Raw genomic sequence first — 16,068 nt, forward strand, 5'->3', positions numbered from 1 at the left:
GGCACGCCCGCGACGTCGTTCAACGGATGATCAGCGGCCGGCGGGCGAAAGGCCGAGCTGCATGCCCTTGATGCTGGAGCCGCGCTTCGACAGCGCGGTCGCGATCCGGCCGAGCTCGGCCGCCGCGGGCGAGTCAGGGTCGGTCAGGACGAGTGGCTTGCCCTCGTCGCCGCCCTCGCGCAGGCGCGTGTCGATCGGCACCTGGCCGAGCAGCGGCACCCTGGCGCCCAGTGTGCGGGTCAGCGCGTCGGCCACGATCTGGCCGCCGCCCTCGCCGAAGACGTTGATCTTCTCGTCGCAGTGCGGGCAGGGCAGCCACGCCATGTTCTCGATGACGCCGGCGATCTGCTGGTGCGTCTGGGCGGCGATGCTGCCCGCGCGCTCGGCCACCTCGGCCGCGGCCATCTGCGGGGTCGTGACGACCAGGATCTCCGCGCCGGGCAGGCGCTGCGCGACCGAGATCGCGATGTCGCCGGTGCCGGGCGGCAGGTCGAGCAGCAGGATGTCGAGGTCGCCCCAGTAGACGTCGGCGAGGAACTGGTGCAGCGCGCGGTCGAGCATCGGCCCGCGCCACACCACGGGCGAGTTGCCCTCGGGCTTGAACATCCCGACCGAGATGACCTTGATGTCATGCGCCACCGGCGGCATGATCATGTCCTCGACCTTGGTGGGACGATCCGACGCGCCGAGCATGCGCGGGACGCTGTGGCCGTAGATGTCGGCGTCGACGATGCCCACCTTGAGGCCCTGCGAGGCCATCGCCGCGGCCAGGTTGACGGTCACCGACGACTTGCCGACGCCGCCCTTGCCGCTGGCCACCGCGAACACGCGGGTCAGCGAGCCCGGCTGGTTGAAGGGGATCTCCTTCTCGGGAGCCCTGTTGCCGCGCAGCTTGGTCTGCAGGTCCTTGCGCTGCTCCTGGCTCATCACGTCGAGGACGACGCGCACGCCTGAGACGCCGTCGAGTTTGGAGACGGCATTGGTGACGTCGCGGGTGATCGTGTCTTTCAACGGACACCCCGCCACCGTCAGGTAGATGCCGACGACGACCTCACCCGAGGGAGAGATGTCGATGCTCTTGACCATGTCAAGGTCGGTGATCGGCCGGCGGATCTCGGGGTCGTTGACCGTGGCGAGTGCGGCTGTCACCTGTTCCGGGGAAGGTGCCATGAGTCCATGGTATGAACCCAGACTGGGTATGCCGAACGTAGGGGCCGATCTGGCTGCCTGAATGTGGCCGTTCTTCTCAGTAGGATGCCGCCATGGTGGGGATCTCGCCCGAGGAGTCGACCGTCTGGCGCATGATGCAGCGGGCCCAGGTGCGCATCACCCGCCGCCTGGAGAGCGAGCTGCTCGACGCTCACGACCTGGCGCTGGCCTCCTATGACGTGCTGCTCCAGCTGTCCGAGGCGACGGAGTGGCGGTTGCGGATGAACGACCTGGCCGACCGGGTCCTGCTCTCGCGCAGCGGGCTGACCAGGCTCATCGACCGCCTGCAGCGCGACGGGCTGGTCCAGCGCGAGGCGTGCGCCGACGACGCCCGCGGCCTGTTCGCCGTGCTCACCGACCTCGGAGCCGTACGGCTGGCCGAGGCCACGCCCACCTACCTGCGCGGCATCCGCGCCGAGTTCCTCGACGTGCTGGAGCCCGAGGAGCTCGCCCAGTGCACGGCGATGCTCACGAAGATTCTGGTCGCTCCTCGCTGAAGCGCTGCAGCTCCGAGCGGAGGAAGTCGCGGGTCGCCAGCTCGCCGATGGCCAGGCGCAGCCCCGCGACCTCGCGGGTCAGGTACTCGATGTCGGCCTGGTTGCGTTCGCTGGCCAGCCGGTCCTGCTCGTACTGCACGCGGTCGCGGTCGTCCTGGCGGTTCTGGGCCAGCAGGATCAGCGGCGCCGCGTACGAAGCCTGGAGCGAGAGCATCAGCGTCAGGAAGATGAACGGATACGGGTCGAAGGTCAGGTTGGCGGGCGCGAGGGCGTTCCAGCCGATCCAGAGCGCGACGAAGACCGTCATGTAGACGATGAAGCGGGCGGTGCCCAGGAAGCGGGCGATCTCCTCCGACAGCTTCCCGAACGCCTCGGGGTCGTAGTGGGGCCGGAAGCTGCGCCTCAGCTCTCTCGGCTGGTCGAGCCGGTCAATCGCCATTGCGCCAGTCCTCGGCATCGCGCCAGCCCTCGGGAAGCAGGTGGTCGAGGACGTCGTCGACGGTCACCGCGCCCACGAGCTGGCCCAGCTCGTCGACGACGGGAGCCGCCACGAGGTTGTAGGTGGCGAGGTAGGAGGTGACCTCGGTCAGCGGCAGCTCCGGCCTGATCGGGTCGAGTGAGGCGTCGATGACCGCGCCGAGCAATGTGGACGGCGGGTCCCGCAGCAGCCGTTGGAAGTGCGTGACTCCGAGATAGGTGCCGGTGGGCGTCTCGTTCGGCGCGCGCGTGACGAAGACCTGGGCGGCCACCGCGGGAGGCAGGTCCTTCTGCCTGATCTGGGCCAGCGCCTCGGCGATCGTGGCGCTGGGCGGCAGGATCACGGGTTCGGTGGTCATCATGCCGCCCGCGGTGTTCTCGTCGTAGCTGAGCAGCCTGCGGACCGGCGCCGCGTCTCTCGGCTCCATCAGCGCCAGCAGGCGAGCCGCCTGGTCCTCCGGCAGGTCCTGCAGGAGGTCGGCGGCGTCGTCGGGATCCATTTCCTCGAGGACGTCCGCGGCTCGCTCGGGCGCCAGAGTCCCGAGGATCCCCATCTGGTCGCGCAACGGCAGCTCCTCCAGGACGTCGGCCAGCCGCTCGTCGTCGAGCGCGGCCGCGACCTCGATCCTCCGCTTACCGGGCAGCGCGTGCAGGGCGTTGGCCAGGTCGGCGGCGCGCATCGACTCGAAGGCGGCGATGAGCCCCGCGGCGCCCTGATCCTTCTGAAGGGTGTCGAAGCCCGAGACCTCGTTCCAGTCGACGGTCCTCGTCTCGCGCCGCTTCCTCCTGACGACCGCGACCTTGGTGATCTCCCAGGTGGCCGGCCGTACCTCCTCCATGGCCAGGTCGTAGACGGTCATCGGCTCGCCGCCCACCTCGACCGTCAGGTCGAGCATCTGGCCGATGACGAGGATCTCGGAGGCGCGCTGCTCGAACCTGCGCACGTTCAGCCGGCCGGTGAAGATGACCGAGCCCGCCTCGATGCCGCGGACCCTGGTGATGGGCAGGAACACTCTGCGCCGGGGCTGGACCTCGACCACCATGCCGTGGACGCGTGGCGGCTGCCCGGGCCGCATGCCCGCGACGACGTCCCTGATGCGGCCGATCTGGTCGCCGGCCGGATCGAAGACCGCGGTGCCCGCCAGACGGGCAACGAAGATCCTCACTTCAGCAGCGTAACCGGGGCGGAGGCATTGCCTCCGCTGCGACTGGCATGTAAGTATCAAAACCTCTAATTGGTGGTGACATATGAAGTACGCAGGATTGGCGATCGCCTTCGTGTCGTCGTGGTGTTTCGCCTTCTCAGGACCGATGGCGAAGTTTCTCGGCGCGGCGGGGCTGGCCCCGCTCGAAGCCGTGTGGGCCCGCATGGCGGGCGCTGGGTTGCTGTTGATGGCCGTGCTGGCGGTGGTGAAGCCGAGGGCGCTGCGCATCCCACGGTCGCGGTTGCCGTTCTTCGGCGCGTACGCGGTGATGGCGGTCGCCGGGGTGCAGGCCCTCTATTTCGTGGCCATCACGAGGTTGCCTGTGGGTATCGCGCTGCTGCTGGAGTTCATGGCGCCGGTGATGGTCGTGGTGTGGGTGCGCTTCGTCAGGAGGGTACGGCTGCCGCGCGCCGCCTTCGTCGGCGCGGTGGTCGCGGTCGTGGGGCTCGGCATCGTGGTCGAGGCGTGGCAGGGGATGCGGATCGACGCGATCGGTCTGCTGCTCGGGCTTGCGGCGGGCGCGTGCTGCGCCGGATATTTCCTGATGAACGATAGCTTCGGGGATGACGTCGACCCGCTCGGGCTGATCGCCTGGGGCATGATCGGCGCGGCCGTCGTGCTGCTGCCGTTCTCGCGGCCGTGGAACATCCCGTGGGAGGCGTTCACGAAGCAGGCCACGCTGGGCGGGCACACCCTGCCGGTGCTCGGCGCTTACCTGTGGATGGTCGTCGTGGCGACCGTCATCGCCTACATCCTCGGCGTCAACGCGGTGCGCAGGCTGTCGGCCGCCGTGGGCGCCACCGTCGCCTCGCTCGAGGTGATCGGCGGCGCGGTGGTGGCATGGGCGCTGATCGGTGAGTCTCTCGGATTCTTCCAGGTCATCGGCGGCCTGATCGTGATCAGCGGCGCGCTCCTGGCGCAGACCGCGACCGTCGTCAAGCCCGCGGTCGAGCCCGCACGGGAGCTCACCCCCGTCTGACCAGCACGGCCCACGGCCCCGGTCCAGCCGGCAGGGGAACTCGGCCCCGGTCCGGCCGGCCCCCCGTTTGGGTGACGCCGGCCCCTGGCAGGGTGCTTGGCCCCGGGCCGGCCGGGGCGGGGGCTCAGCCGCCCTTGAGTTCGGTCAGCTCGGGCTCGGGGGTCGGACTCTCCTCGGCGGTCGTCTGCGTCGGCGTCGGCTGCTGCGGTTCGGCCGTCGTGTCGTCCGTCGGCTCCGACTGGTCGCCGGGGTCGGCGGTGGCCTCCTCGGACGGCTCGGGGGACTGCTCCCCTTCAGGGCCCGTGGAGACGACGACCACCACGGTGCTGCCCTTGGCCACGCGGCCCGAGGCGGGCGAGGTCGAGATCACATAGTCCGCGGCCACCCCGTCGTCGGGAACGCTCTTCAGCTTGGCCACCAGACCGAGCTTGTCCAGCTGCGCCACGGCGTCGTCCACGTGCCAGCCCTCCAGAGCCGGAAGGGACACGCTCGCCTTCGTCTTGGACCTGGTCGGCTGAGAGGGAGGCGGGTCCCCGCCGCCGTCCTCGTAGACCGGGTTCTGGCCGACGTTCTGCTGCTGATACGGAGCGCCGCCGCCGCCCCCCGTGTTCGACATGAGGGAAGGGACGATCACCACCGCGGAGAACGCCGCCGCTATGGCCGCGGTGGCCAGCAGAAGAGCGGGGCGCAGCCGCCTGCGCTTCCGCGGCTTGGCGCGCGGTGCCTGGCCGTCGCCCAGCTCGGGCAGGAGCGCGGTCGGGATCGGCTCGACCGGCGCGGTGTCCTGCTGGCGGCGCGTCCTGCGCCTGGCCGGCTTGGCGTCGCGAGAGGGAGTGCCCGGGTCGGTGGCGGCGTCGTCCAGAGCCTGGATGGCCGCCGTCGCCTCCCTGGCCTTGTCGATGATCCCCGCCGCCTGCGGCCGGCGCGCCTCGTGAGACGCCGAAGCGTCTCTCGGCTGCCTGGAGTCTCCCGGGGGCCTGGCGCCCGTAGGAGACGCGGCGCTTCCGAGTGCTGCGGCGCTTTCGAGCGCAGCGGCGTCTCCGGGCGGCGCGGCAGCTCCAGATGGCGAGCCGTTTCCAGGTGACGCGGTGTGGCCGCGTGGCGGGGTCTCGTGTCCCGGGGATGCCCCGTCCCTCGGGTGTGCCGGCTCCTTGGGCGGCTGGGCGTCCGCGGGCTGCCCTGTTTCCAAGAGGGTCGGCGGCATCGCGGACCCCGTCGCCGGAATCGCGGGAGGCGTCGCTGGTGCGCCGGGCTCGCGGAGCGTGGCTGGTGTGCCGGGCTCCTGGAGTGTCGCTGGTGTGCCCGGTTCCTGGAGTGTCGCTGGTGCGCCGGGCTCGCGGAGCGTGGCTCGTGTGCCCGGTTCCTGGAGCGTGGCTGGTGTGCCGGGCTCTTGGAGCGTGGCTGGTGTGCCCGGTTCCTGGAGTGTCGCAGGGGTGCCGGGCTCCTGGAGTGTCGCCGGTAGGCCGGGGCCTGACTCCTGGAGGGGGGCAGGAGTGGCGGGCGCCCGGGGCGGCCTCTGCCCGGCGGGCGCGGGCCGTACGTCGGGCTGGTGTCCGACGAGGCGCAGCAGCGCCTCCTGAGCGGTGGGGCGCGCCGACGGTTCCTTCGCCAGGCAGGCCTCGACCAACGAGCCGAGCGGCTCGGCCAGCCCGGGCAGCTCGGGCTCCTTGGTGAGGATCCGGTGGAAGATCGCGGGTACGCTGTCGCCGCCGAACGCGGGACGTCCCGTCGCCGCGAACACCATCGTCACCGCCCAGGCGAACAGGTCGGAGGAGGGGCCCACGGCCTCCCCGGAGATCTGCTCGGGTGACATGTAGGCGGGAGTGCCGATGAGGCCGCTCGCGCTGGCCGTCGTCGCGTCCAGGGCCTTGGCGATGCCGAAGTCGATGACCCTGGCGCCGTCGAGGCCCAGGAGCACGTTGCTCGGTTTGAAGTCGCGGTGGACGACTCCGGCCCTGTGGATGGCGGCCAGGGCCGCCATCGTGCCCACCGCGAGCCGTTCGAGGGCTCCGGCGGCGCGCGGGCCGCTCTCCCTGACCAGTTCGTCGAGGGAGACGCCCTCCACGTACTCGCTCACGATGAACGGTCTGTCGCCGTCCGTGGAGGCGTCGAGCACGCGGGCGGTGGAGAACTCGGCGACCCTCCTGGCCGCGGCCACCTCCCTCAGGAAGCGGTCACGCGCGGCGGGGTCGCCGGAGAACCTGGCGTGCAGCATCTTGACGGCCACGCGCTCGCCTGAGGATGACCTGGCCAGGTAGACGACCCCCTGGCCGCCTTCGCCCAACCGGCCGAGCAGCTCGTAGTCGCCCACACGAGTGGCCTCATGGGCCAGGAGCGGCTGTAGATTCTGCACTGAATGCACCTTATGGGGTAAGTCGTACAACGGTGGAGGTATCAGCCCAACGGTCGGTCAACCCGGCCGCGTCGGGCGCGTTGAGCCGCTCCTTGGCCAGCGCGGCCACGGCCTCGGCCGCCTGCGCCTGATCCACCACTTCGACAGCCGCGTCGAACACCACCAGCTCCGCCCCGTTGTCCTTGCTTCTCAGCGTCACCCGCACGCTGTTCTTTTGATCCAGTTCCGGCAGATTTTGTTCCCCGCCGCCGGTAACCAGATAGATCGCCCCATCGTGCCAGATATGCCACGCCAGTCGTGGCCGATCCAGGTGCACCCACAACACTCCGGACTTCTTCGCGCCCTCCTCGATCGCTCCCACGCGCTCTCCTCCTCTTCTCCGCGCGCGCTTCTCTGCGCGCCCGTGCGCTCGTCCTACCTGCCCGTACGGCAAGCCCCGCCGAGCCCACCGCGGTCCCGGGGCCGGCGCCCGTCCTCCACGCCACTCCAGCAGGACGTGGCGGGCGTCCGCAACGTCGCCCGTGCAACGGACTATGGTGCTGGATGTGCTCTATGCCCTCTATGCCCGGCACCTTCGTTCCCGGCTGCTGAAGGGCCCACTGCCCGCCCACATCGCCATGGTGATGGACGGCAACCGGCGATGGGCCCGAGAGATGGGCCTGGACGACCCGAGCCAGGGGCACCGCCACGGCGTCGAGCACATCGAGACCGTCCTCGGCTGGTGCGCCGACCTCGACATCAGACACGTCACCATCTACGTCGCCTCCGTCGACAACGTGCGCAAGCGCGAGTCCGGCCAGGTCGCCGCCTACATGCGGCTGATCGAGGAGATCATCGCGGGACGGCTGATCGACTCGGCCACCCGCTGGCGGCTCCACGTGGCGGGACGACTCGACGAACTGCCCGACTCCACGGCCCACGCGCTCAAACTGGCCGTCGACCGTACCCGCGACAGGGCGGACCACCACCTGACCGTCGCCATCGGGTACGACGGGCGGCAGGAGGTGGTCGACGCCGTGCGGTCCCTGCTGACCGACCAGGCCGACGCGGGCGTGCCGCTCGGCGAACTCGCCCGCACGATCACCTCCGACGACATCGCCGCCCACCTGTACACCGCCGGCCGTCCCGACCCTGACCTCATCATCAGGACGAGCGGGGAGCAGCGGCTGTCAGGCTTCCTGATCTGGCAGGCCGCGGCGGCGCGGCTGCACTTCTGCGAGGTGTACTGGCCCGGGTTCCGGCACATCGACTTCCTGCGCGCACTCCGCTCCTTCGCGGCCCGCCGCCCCTGACCCGGTCCTCCTGACGCCCATCCCGATCCCGTGCACCCTCATGCGTGAGCGCCCTCGTCCTGCGATCCCTGAGGTCGGCCGCGCTTCGTCCGCCTTCGCGGTCGACCGCTCCCCGGTCCCTTGCAAGAGCGCCCCGGCCCTCGTCCCCGCCTCCCTGGGCTCTCGACCGCACGCCTTACTCCTGTCCCTCGGTGCCGAGGGCGTCGTTCGCGGGGGCTGGATGCATGGGCGCGATAGAAGGGCCCAGGCTGCCCTTCGGCCAGGGGCGGCGCTAGCGTTTGGGCATGCGCTCACGCCGTTCCTGCCTCGCGGTCCCGGGATCCAACCCGCGCTTCCTCGAGAAGGCCCAGACCCTGCCCGCCGACGAGGTCTTCCTCGATCTCGAAGACTCGGTGGCTCCCCTGGCCAAGGAGGAGGCGCGCAAGAACATCGTGGCCGCCCTGCGCGAGGGCGACTGGGGCGGCAAGGTGCGCGTCGTCAGGGTGAACGACCTCACCACCCAGTGGACCTACCGCGACGTGATCGAGGTCGTGGAGGGCGCGGGGGAGTTCCTCGACTGCGTGATGCTGCCGAAGGTGCAGGACCCCACCCAGGTGGTGTGGCTCGACACGCTGCTCACCCAGATCGAGCGGACGATGGGCTTCGAGGTGGGCCGCATCGGCATCGAGGCGCAGATCGAGAACGCGCGCGGCCTGGTGAACGCCGACGCCATCGCAGGGTCCTCGCCGCGTCTGGAGACGCTGGTGTTCGGGCCCGCCGACTTCATGGCCTCGATCAACATGCGCACGCTGGTCGTGGGGGAGCAGCCGCCCGGCTACACCGAGGGCGACGCCTACCACTACATCCTGATGCGGCTGCTGATGGCGGCACGCATGCACGACCTCCAGGTGATCGACGGGCCGTACCTGCAGATCAAGGACGTCGAGGGGTACCGGCGGGTGGCGCGCAGGGCGGCGGCGCTGGGGTTCGACGGGAAGTGGGTGCTGCATCCGCTCCAGGTGGAGGCGGCCAACGAGGTCTTCTCGCCGGCACAGGAGGACTACGACCACGCCGAGCTGATCCTTGAGGCGTACGAGTACTACACGACGGTCGAGCGGCGGGGCGCGGTGATGCTCGGCGACGAGATGATCGACGAGGCGTCACGTAAGATGGCGCTGGTGGTGGCCGCCAAAGGCCGCGCCGTCGGCCTCCGGCGCACCACCACCTTCACCCCGAACACCTGACACCTCCAGCCCTCGGCACCTCCACCCGAGGCCTCCATCCCCGACACCGGGATCTCCGGTCCGTGGACTTCCAGGACCTCCGGTTCCCCGGGCTTACGGCTCCTGGGAACCCTGGGCTTCCGGGACCTTGGGGTTCCGGGCGTCGCGTCTCCGGGGCCTCCGGCTCCCGGAAGGTCGGGCTCCCGGAAGGTCGGGCTCCCGGAAGGTCGGGCTCCCGGAACCTCGGGCGACTCGGGATCTCCGGCTCCCAGGTCCGTGGGCTTCCGGTTCTCCAGGCTTATGGCTCATGGGGACCCCAGCTTCCGGGACCGGGGGATTCCGAGATCTCTGGCTCTTGAGACCTCGGGCTGCCCACACCTCAGGCTGCCCACACCTCGCTGGCCACACCTCGGGGTGCCCACACCTCGGGCTGCCAAGACCTCAGGCTCCGGGGCCGGCGGTTCCCTGGACCTTGGCCCTCTGGGAGTTTCGACCCTCCGGCCTCGAGGCCACCGCCCCGGCGCTGCGGACGGCACCTCTGCTCGTGAGACCCGCTCGTCCTGAGACCCGCGTCACCAGCCGAATCCCCGTAGGTGGCGTTCCTCTCGTTCGACGCGTCCCTGACCCCGGGCGGTCGGCCGGGGTCAGGGGTGGGGTGAGCCGTTCACCTCGGGGCGGCCGTACCGCGGCTGGGTCCAGAGGGCCGGCCGTACCACGGCCGGGCCCGGGAGAGCGGCACGCGTCGGAGGGGATCAGAACTGCACGCCGATCGTGGTGAAGAACCAGAACGACGAGGTCAGCCACAGCCCGACCAGCGCCACGAACACCGCGCCTCCCAGCAGCGGCAGGCTCCACCCTGGCAGCCCCTTGCGTGGCAGCGCCAGCATCTTGGCGGCGAACACCCCGTAGAAGAAGCATCCGAGGAACGAGTGCACCAGCACCCTGGGCACGTCGTACTGGAGCCCGAGCGCGTACAGGCAGTGGAAGGCGACCGGCACGGTGAGCAGGAAGGCCACCCGCCCTGACCACCTGTGCACCCACGCGGGGATGGTGACGCCGAGCTTGCCCCACATGGACAGCGCCGAGACCACCTGCACGATGGCGAGCAGGAACGCGCCTGTCGTCAGCCAGGCCTTCATCGCCAGGGCCCCCGAGAACCCGGCGGGTCCGACGGCGAAGCCGGTGGGCGTGTGCAGACGCCCGTACACGCCGAGCCCGACCATCACCAGGGCGCCCACCAGGAGCGGCACCAGCAGGCCGACGGCTGTGCGCTTGTCCACCGCGATGGTCATGGCATCTCCTGGATGAACGCGTCGACGTCCTTGGGGGTGACGGTGTCGCCGTCGATGTTCACGGGCGAACCCGGTGTGATGGTGGGCACGGGCACCGGCTCGCCGTTCTTGACCATGGCGCCGACCTGGACGAATCCGTTGCCGTCCGGGCGGGGCAGGACGATCCATCCGGCCCGGTAGCGCGCGCCGCGCACCTGGGTGGTCGCCCGGTAGAGGCCTGAGGGCTTCTTGACCGTGGGCGCGCTGAAGTCCCACACCTTGCCGCTGAGGGCAAGCTCGCCCTTCGCCTTGCCGCCGCCCAGGACGGCGGTGAGGCTGGCGTCGCCGAAGCCTTTCAGCGCGATCCGGCCGTCGGTCGCCTTTCCGGCGAACCAGGCCTCGGTCACGCCGTCGCAGAAGTAGCCGACGGCCTTGCCGTTCCTGATGGAGACGGCGACGAGCCCGCCGTTGCCCTGCACCCGTCCGGCGTAGTCGGCCTTCACGGCCGCCCGCCGTTCGGGCTGCTTGGGTGAGGGGGCGGCGGACGCGGTCGCTGTGGAGGTCGCCTCGGCGCCCGGTGCGGCGGTGGCGGCGACGGTCTGGTCTCCTGGCGCCGCGGTGGTACTGGCCACACCCAGTCCGGCGGCGAGCGCGGCGCCCGCCGCCAGGGTGATGAACGGCCCCAGCCTTGACATGAGTGCTCCCCACGTTCGGATGTCTCCCCCGAGAATCCGTCTTATCTGGCGCCTTGTCTGTGAACTTATGCGCATCCGCCCGGACAGAATGAAGAGATGCACGACAACCAGCCACCGGTGACGTACGGCTCGCAGCCGCCGCACGCCGCGCAGTACCAACCAGGGCCTTACCCGCAGGGCCAGTACGGCATGCAGCCGCCGAAGCCGCCGTGGTTCCTGCCCGCGTCCAAGGGGAGCAGGTACGACCATCTGGCGAGGAACCCGCTGAACGCCTGGTGGCGGCAGGTCGTCGGCACGCTGGTCGTGGCGCTGGGCTTCTTCGGGATGGCCTTCTTCGTGATGCTGGCCGGGCTGGTCGTGGCGTGGATCCTCGGCATGCCGATGCCGACGACGGGAGGGCAGCAGCTGTTCGGCGATCCCGTGTTCGGCCTGGCGGTGACGCTGCTGTCGATCGCCGCGGTGCTGCCGATCGTGTACGGGGCGGTGGCGCTGTTCCAGCGCAGGCCACCGGGCACGCTGTCGTCGGTCGTGGGACGCCTCCGGTGGGGGTGGATGGCGCAGTGCGCGGCCATCGGCCTGGTGGCGTTGCTGCTCGGGCAGGGTGCGCTCTGGCTGGCCTACGTGGCCACGGGGGAGGACACCTCGGAGCTGCTCGGGTGGAAGGGGTGGGCGACGTTCCTTCCCGCGCTGGTGGTGATCGTGCTGCTGGTGCCGTTCCAGGCGGCGGCGGAGGAGTACGTCTTCCGCGGCTGGCTCCTGCAGGCGTTCGGCGCCTACATCCGGTCGCCGTGGCCCGGCATCGTGGTCGGTTCCGCCGGTTTCGCGGCGCTGCACGCCTACACCGACTGGGGCATCCTCGACGTGTTCAGTTTCGGTGTCCTCATGGGCTGGCTGGCGGTGAAGACGGGCGGGCTGGAGGCGGCGATCGCCATGCATGTGGTGAACAACACGCTGGCCTTCGGGCTGAGCGCGGCGGCGGGCAATCTCGAGGACGCCATGCAGCAGGGGGCGGTGCCGTGGCAGTCGCTGGTGGGGACCGTGGTGCAACTGTCCGTGTTCGCCGGCGGGGTGCTGTGGTGGGCGAGAAAGCGGGCGATCAGCACCGTTTCTCCATAAAGCACGCGAGGGTTCCACGAATCTCGCTAGAGAGGTCTCGCCATCGCGGCGCGGGCGTGTTGCTCTGGATTCTGTGGAGGTGCGCGCAGGTGATCATCTCGGCGGATGGGGTAGAAGTACCGGCGTGCGTCTCCCGAAATAGGCGTACATAACTGGAACGGTCCGGACATTTCCGACTAGGAGGTGCGTCGCGTGGCCTCGGGCCCCAGCGATCCGCGCTCACCACGGCAACCGCCGGACGACGGTCCGCGCGCTCCCGAGCCTCGTACACCCGAGGACGCGGCGCACAGGGAGGGGGAGCCGCGTCCCCCCGGCGGATCGGGTACGCCGGAGGAGCCGAGGATCAGGCACGCGCCCCCCGGACCGAGGGACGACCACGCCCGCGGCGTTCCGGTCGCCTCGCCGTGGGGGATGCCGCCGTTCGCCTCGCCCACACCTGAGGACGACCAGGCCGAGGGCGACGCCGCGGCGTGGCCGAAGGGTCGCAGGCCGTACAGCTCGCCGGCCGCGCACGAGACGAGGCCGCAGGAAGCCGAGCCGCGCCGCCCGCGCAGGGCCGTGCACCCGGACAAACTGGTGGCCTCGGGCCCGCCCCGCCCCCGACCACCCCGTACTCCACCAGGAGCCCAACCCCCGACCACCCCGCCATCGAGCACTCCACCAGCGAGCGACCAGGAACCGAGCGACCGGACTCCGAGCGACCGGACTCCGAGCGACCAGGATCCGGGGTCTCAGGCTTCCGAGGTACCAGCTCCGGATACCCAGGCTCAGGGCACCCGATCGGGCACCCAGGCCCCGGGTGCCGAGCCGGAGACGCCTGCCGAGGAGCGGGAGGATCCGGCCGCGTACGGCGCCGACCGGACGGAGCGGGACAGGCCCACCGCGCCGCACCCCCGCCCGCCAGGGATCAGGACGGGCCCGCCGAAGACCCGCGTCGAGCCGTACAGGACGCCGGCGCCGCGACCGGAGCCCGCGCGGTCCGAGGCGCAGGGGGATCCGCAGGAGGTCCACCACGGCGGGCGGACCGGGGAAGGGGCCGAAGCGCCGCCCATCCCCGTGCGCTCCGAGATCCCCGCCGAGCCCGAACGCGTCGCCTCCGAGTTCCCCGCGGACCCCGAACGCCTTCCCGGGGATTCCGGCCACGTCCACGGGAGATCAGACCGTCCTCACGAGGCGTCGGAGAGCGTCCCCGGCGGATCCGACGACCTCCCGTGGGAACCCGATCACCGCCCCACGGAATCCGAACGCCTTCGTGCAGGATCCGCCGACGCGGGGCGCGTCCCCCCAGAGGAGCAGGGCGCAGGAGAGCCGGTCCGCAGGGTCGGGCGGCCGCCGGGGGGTCGCCCGACCCGTCCCGACCTGCTCGTCGCCTCCGGTCCGACCCCGCCGGGCGGCGCGGCGGGCAGGCATCACCGTGGGCCGGCGCCCTCCGCGATGCGCAGGTCGAGCCCGGTCAGGCGGCGCCACCCCGTCGGCCCCTATCTGGTCGTGATCACCCTCGCCCTGACCGTGGCCGCCGGCGTGATCCTCTGGCAGCTGTGGAACGCGGGTCAGGAAGGACTGCGCCTGGCCGCGGGCTCCAGCCGGTCAGGCGACGAGCTGTTCGTGGTCCCCGCGGCGGGCGACGGCTCCAACCAGAAGCTCAACGACCTGGCCGCCGTGGGCAGGGCCGTGGTCGCCGTGGGCAGCGACACCACCAGCCCCGTCCCGCGACCGCTGTTCCTCTACTCTCCTGACAGCGGCGCCACCTGGCAGCTCGCCAACGTCACCGGCTCCACGACCACCACCGTCCAGCGGGTCGTCGGAGCGAACGGGGCCTGGCTCGCCTTCGGCCAGGACGGCGTGGGCGACGAGCGGGGCCTGTGGACGAGCACGGACGGATCGACGTGGGCGGCCGTCGAGCAGAGCGGCCTGCAGGCGTTCAGGAAGGGCGACCTGATCCGCGACGTCGCCAGGACCGCGTCGGGGTTCGTCGCCGTGGGCCGTACGGTGCTGCAGGACGGCACCGCGGGGCCCGTCGCGTGGCACTCGGCCGACGGCCGGGCGTGGACGCGGGTCGACAGCCGCGACATCGGCACGCCCGACAAGGTCGGCGAGTTCAAGACCGTCGTGGCCAGGGAGGATCAGGTCGTCGTCCTGGCCCAGCCCGCCCAGGGCGGCGGTTCGGTCGTCATGCGGTCGACGGACGGCGGGCGCACCTGGGTCCGCACCGCGACACGACTGCCTGACATCGCGCCCAGGCAGGGCGCGCTCGCCGTGCTGCCGCAGCGCTTCGTGCTGATCCCGACCAGGCACCGCGAGCCCAGGGGCGACGTGCAGGTCTACTGCTCGCCCACCGGCGCGGAGTGGAACAGATGCGGCGCGATCGGCGGGCTCGACGCGCAGAGTACGGGCGTCAACGCGGTCGTCACCCACGCCGGAGGGCTGGCCGCCGTCAGCCAGTCGGGCCTCGACAGCTACACCGTCTACACCAGCGCCGACGCGGCGAAGTGGACCAAGCGCGCCGACCTCGGCAGCATGCCGGGCGCGACCGTGCGCGGGCTGACGCTGGCCGACTCGGGCACGCTGGTCGTGGGCGGCGACCAGGCCGCCGCCGACGTCGACAACCAGCTCGTGCTGATGACCGCCAAGGACGGCGGCCAGGCCGCGAAGGTCCCGCTGGCCGACATCAGGGGCCTGACCAGGGTCGCCCGGCAGACGGCCAGGGTCGCCGCCGCCGACGGCCGGTTCGTCGCCGTCGGCTCGGCCTCGGGCGACGCGGGCATCTGGACGAGCACGAACGCCGTCGACTGGAAGTCCGTCACGCTCGGCGCCCCTCGGCAGCAGGAGCTCACCGACCTCGCGCACGGCCGCAAGGGCTGGCTGGCCGTCGGCACCACCATGCCGGACGCCTCCTCCACCGAGCCGCTACTCGTCGGATCGGCGGACGGCCGCTCCTGGAAGAGGATCGACGCGCCGGGCCGCGCCGACGGCCAGCCGTACCTGTCGATGCGGTCGGTGGCCGCGGGCGAGGGCGGCTACGTGATCGCGGGCGAGGACAGGTCGGCCTCCGGTACGGCCGCCGCCGCGCTCTGGTACACGACCGACCTGCGCACGTTCAGCCGCGTGGCGAAGCTGCCGCGGGACGGCGCGGGCGTCCGCATCCACGACGTCGCCGCGGGCCAGGGCGCCTACGTCGCCGTCGGCGGCTCGGGCGGCGCCGAGCGCGAGAGCGGCGTCGTGTGGATCTCCGCGGACGGTCTCACGTGGAAGGCGCGCGAGCGGCTCCTCCCTCCCCACGCCACCTCGGCGGGCCTGCGCCAGGTCGTCCGGTACGGCGAGCGGATCGTCGCCATGGGCACCGCGCAGGTGTCGGGGTCCCGCAAGGCGTTCGCCGCCGTGTCCGACGACGAAGGCGTGAGCTGGAGCTACTCCTGGCTCCCCGCCGAGCAGGCCGCCGCCGTCCACGACCTGGCCTCCGCGCCCCAGGGGCTGGTGGCGGTGGGCTGGCACGGCGCTCCCGGCAGCGGGGACAGCGCGGCCTGGACCTCCGAGGACGGGCTGGCGTGGAACCGCCAGGACCTGACGAGGGACAAGCTGGGCGGCGAGGGCACGCAGTGGCTCGGCGCCGTCACGGTCTCCGCCGCCGACGTGGTCGCGCTGGGCCGCTCCACGACCTACAACTCCGACCACCTCATCCTCTGGACGTCCACGCTCTCGTCGGATCGCTGACCTGGCGACGTGACGGCGGCAGGACGAAGTCCCGCCGGAGCGGCGTGAGACGGGCGCCCAC

At 71.5% G+C, this 16,068-nt stretch carries 13 protein-coding genes; 6 read left to right on the forward strand and 7 right to left on the reverse strand.

Annotation, left to right across the window (positions count from 1 at the left end):
• Positions 1 to 30 precede the first annotated feature (30 nt).
• Positions 31 to 1,170 (reverse strand): Mrp/NBP35 family ATP-binding protein, encoded by a 1,140-nt coding sequence (locus ACFSKW_RS53190; RefSeq protein WP_379583276.1) that lies wholly within the window; start codon positions 1,168 to 1,170, stop codon positions 31 to 33.
• A 92-nt stretch (positions 1,171 to 1,262) separates the two neighbouring features.
• Between ACFSKW_RS53190 and ACFSKW_RS53195 the strand changes: the two genes are divergently transcribed.
• A complete protein-coding gene (locus ACFSKW_RS53195; protein WP_379583277.1) occupies positions 1,263 to 1,706 on the forward strand; it encodes a MarR family winged helix-turn-helix transcriptional regulator in 444 nt (147 codons plus the stop codon).
• Here ACFSKW_RS53195 and ACFSKW_RS53200 read toward each other — a convergent pair.
• A complete protein-coding gene (locus ACFSKW_RS53200; RefSeq protein WP_379583279.1) occupies positions 1,678 to 2,145 on the reverse strand; it encodes a DUF1003 domain-containing protein in 468 nt (155 codons plus the stop codon). The two genes, ACFSKW_RS53195 and ACFSKW_RS53200, sit on opposite strands and share 29 nt — an antisense overlap.
• Positions 2,135 to 3,349, reverse strand: a complete 1,215-nt coding sequence (locus ACFSKW_RS53205; protein ID WP_379583281.1) for a magnesium transporter MgtE N-terminal domain-containing protein — start codon at positions 3,347 to 3,349, stop codon at positions 2,135 to 2,137. Before ACFSKW_RS53205 ends, ACFSKW_RS53200 begins: the two co-directional genes overlap by 11 nt.
• 82 nt (positions 3,350 to 3,431) lie before the next feature.
• Between ACFSKW_RS53205 and ACFSKW_RS53210 the strand changes: the two genes are divergently transcribed.
• Entirely contained in the window at positions 3,432 to 4,367 is a 936-nt protein-coding gene (locus ACFSKW_RS53210; RefSeq protein ID WP_379583283.1) for an EamA family transporter, read from the forward strand.
• Between the two features lie 124 nt (positions 4,368 to 4,491).
• On the opposite strand, the gene ACFSKW_RS53215 is transcribed toward ACFSKW_RS53210, so the two are convergent.
• On the reverse strand, positions 4,492 to 6,720 hold the full coding sequence (locus tag ACFSKW_RS53215; RefSeq protein WP_379583285.1) for a serine/threonine-protein kinase: 2,229 nt from the start codon (positions 6,718 to 6,720) through the stop codon (positions 4,492 to 4,494).
• A gap of 10 nt (positions 6,721 to 6,730) precedes the next feature.
• On the reverse strand, positions 6,731 to 7,081 hold the full coding sequence (locus ACFSKW_RS53220; RefSeq protein ID WP_379583287.1) for a hypothetical protein: 351 nt from the start codon (positions 7,079 to 7,081) through the stop codon (positions 6,731 to 6,733).
• 184 nt (positions 7,082 to 7,265) lie between these two features.
• On the opposite strand from ACFSKW_RS53220, the gene uppS reads away from it, so the two are divergent.
• Positions 7,266 to 8,012 (forward strand): polyprenyl diphosphate synthase, encoded by a 747-nt coding sequence (uppS, locus tag ACFSKW_RS53225; RefSeq protein ID WP_379583289.1) that lies wholly within the window; start codon positions 7,266 to 7,268, stop codon positions 8,010 to 8,012.
• 284 nt (positions 8,013 to 8,296) lie between these two features.
• Positions 8,297 to 9,235: an HpcH/HpaI aldolase/citrate lyase family protein gene (locus tag ACFSKW_RS53230; protein WP_379583291.1), complete on the forward strand. Its 939-nt coding sequence runs from the start codon at positions 8,297 to 8,299 to the stop codon at positions 9,233 to 9,235.
• 731 nt (positions 9,236 to 9,966) lie between these two features.
• Here the strand turns inward: ACFSKW_RS53230 and ACFSKW_RS53235 are convergent.
• Together ACFSKW_RS53235 and ACFSKW_RS53240 are read right to left on the reverse strand one after the other, a co-directional pair.
• Positions 9,967 to 10,506, reverse strand: coding sequence for a DUF6529 family protein (locus ACFSKW_RS53235; protein ID WP_379583293.1), 540 nt, complete (start codon positions 10,504 to 10,506; stop codon positions 9,967 to 9,969).
• Positions 10,503 to 11,180, reverse strand: a complete 678-nt coding sequence (locus tag ACFSKW_RS53240) for a hypothetical protein (RefSeq protein ID WP_379583295.1) — start codon at positions 11,178 to 11,180, stop codon at positions 10,503 to 10,505. Before ACFSKW_RS53240 ends, ACFSKW_RS53235 begins: the two co-directional genes overlap by 4 nt.
• A 96-nt stretch (positions 11,181 to 11,276) precedes the next feature.
• Here ACFSKW_RS53240 and ACFSKW_RS53245 point away from each other — a divergent pair, with 96 nt between their 5' ends.
• Complete coding sequence (locus ACFSKW_RS53245) at positions 11,277 to 12,296, forward strand: CPBP family glutamic-type intramembrane protease (RefSeq protein ID WP_379583297.1); 1,020 nt, start codon at positions 11,277 to 11,279, stop codon at positions 12,294 to 12,296.
• Between the two features lie 1,434 nt (positions 12,297 to 13,730).
• On the forward strand, positions 13,731 to 16,007 hold the full coding sequence (locus ACFSKW_RS53250) for a beta propeller repeat protein (protein ID WP_379583299.1): 2,277 nt from the start codon (positions 13,731 to 13,733) through the stop codon (positions 16,005 to 16,007).
• Positions 16,008 to 16,068 lie beyond the last annotated feature (61 nt).

This window comes from Nonomuraea mangrovi (genome assembly GCF_042681425.1).
Classification (GTDB): domain Bacteria; phylum Actinomycetota; class Actinomycetes; order Streptosporangiales; family Streptosporangiaceae; genus Nonomuraea; species Nonomuraea mangrovi.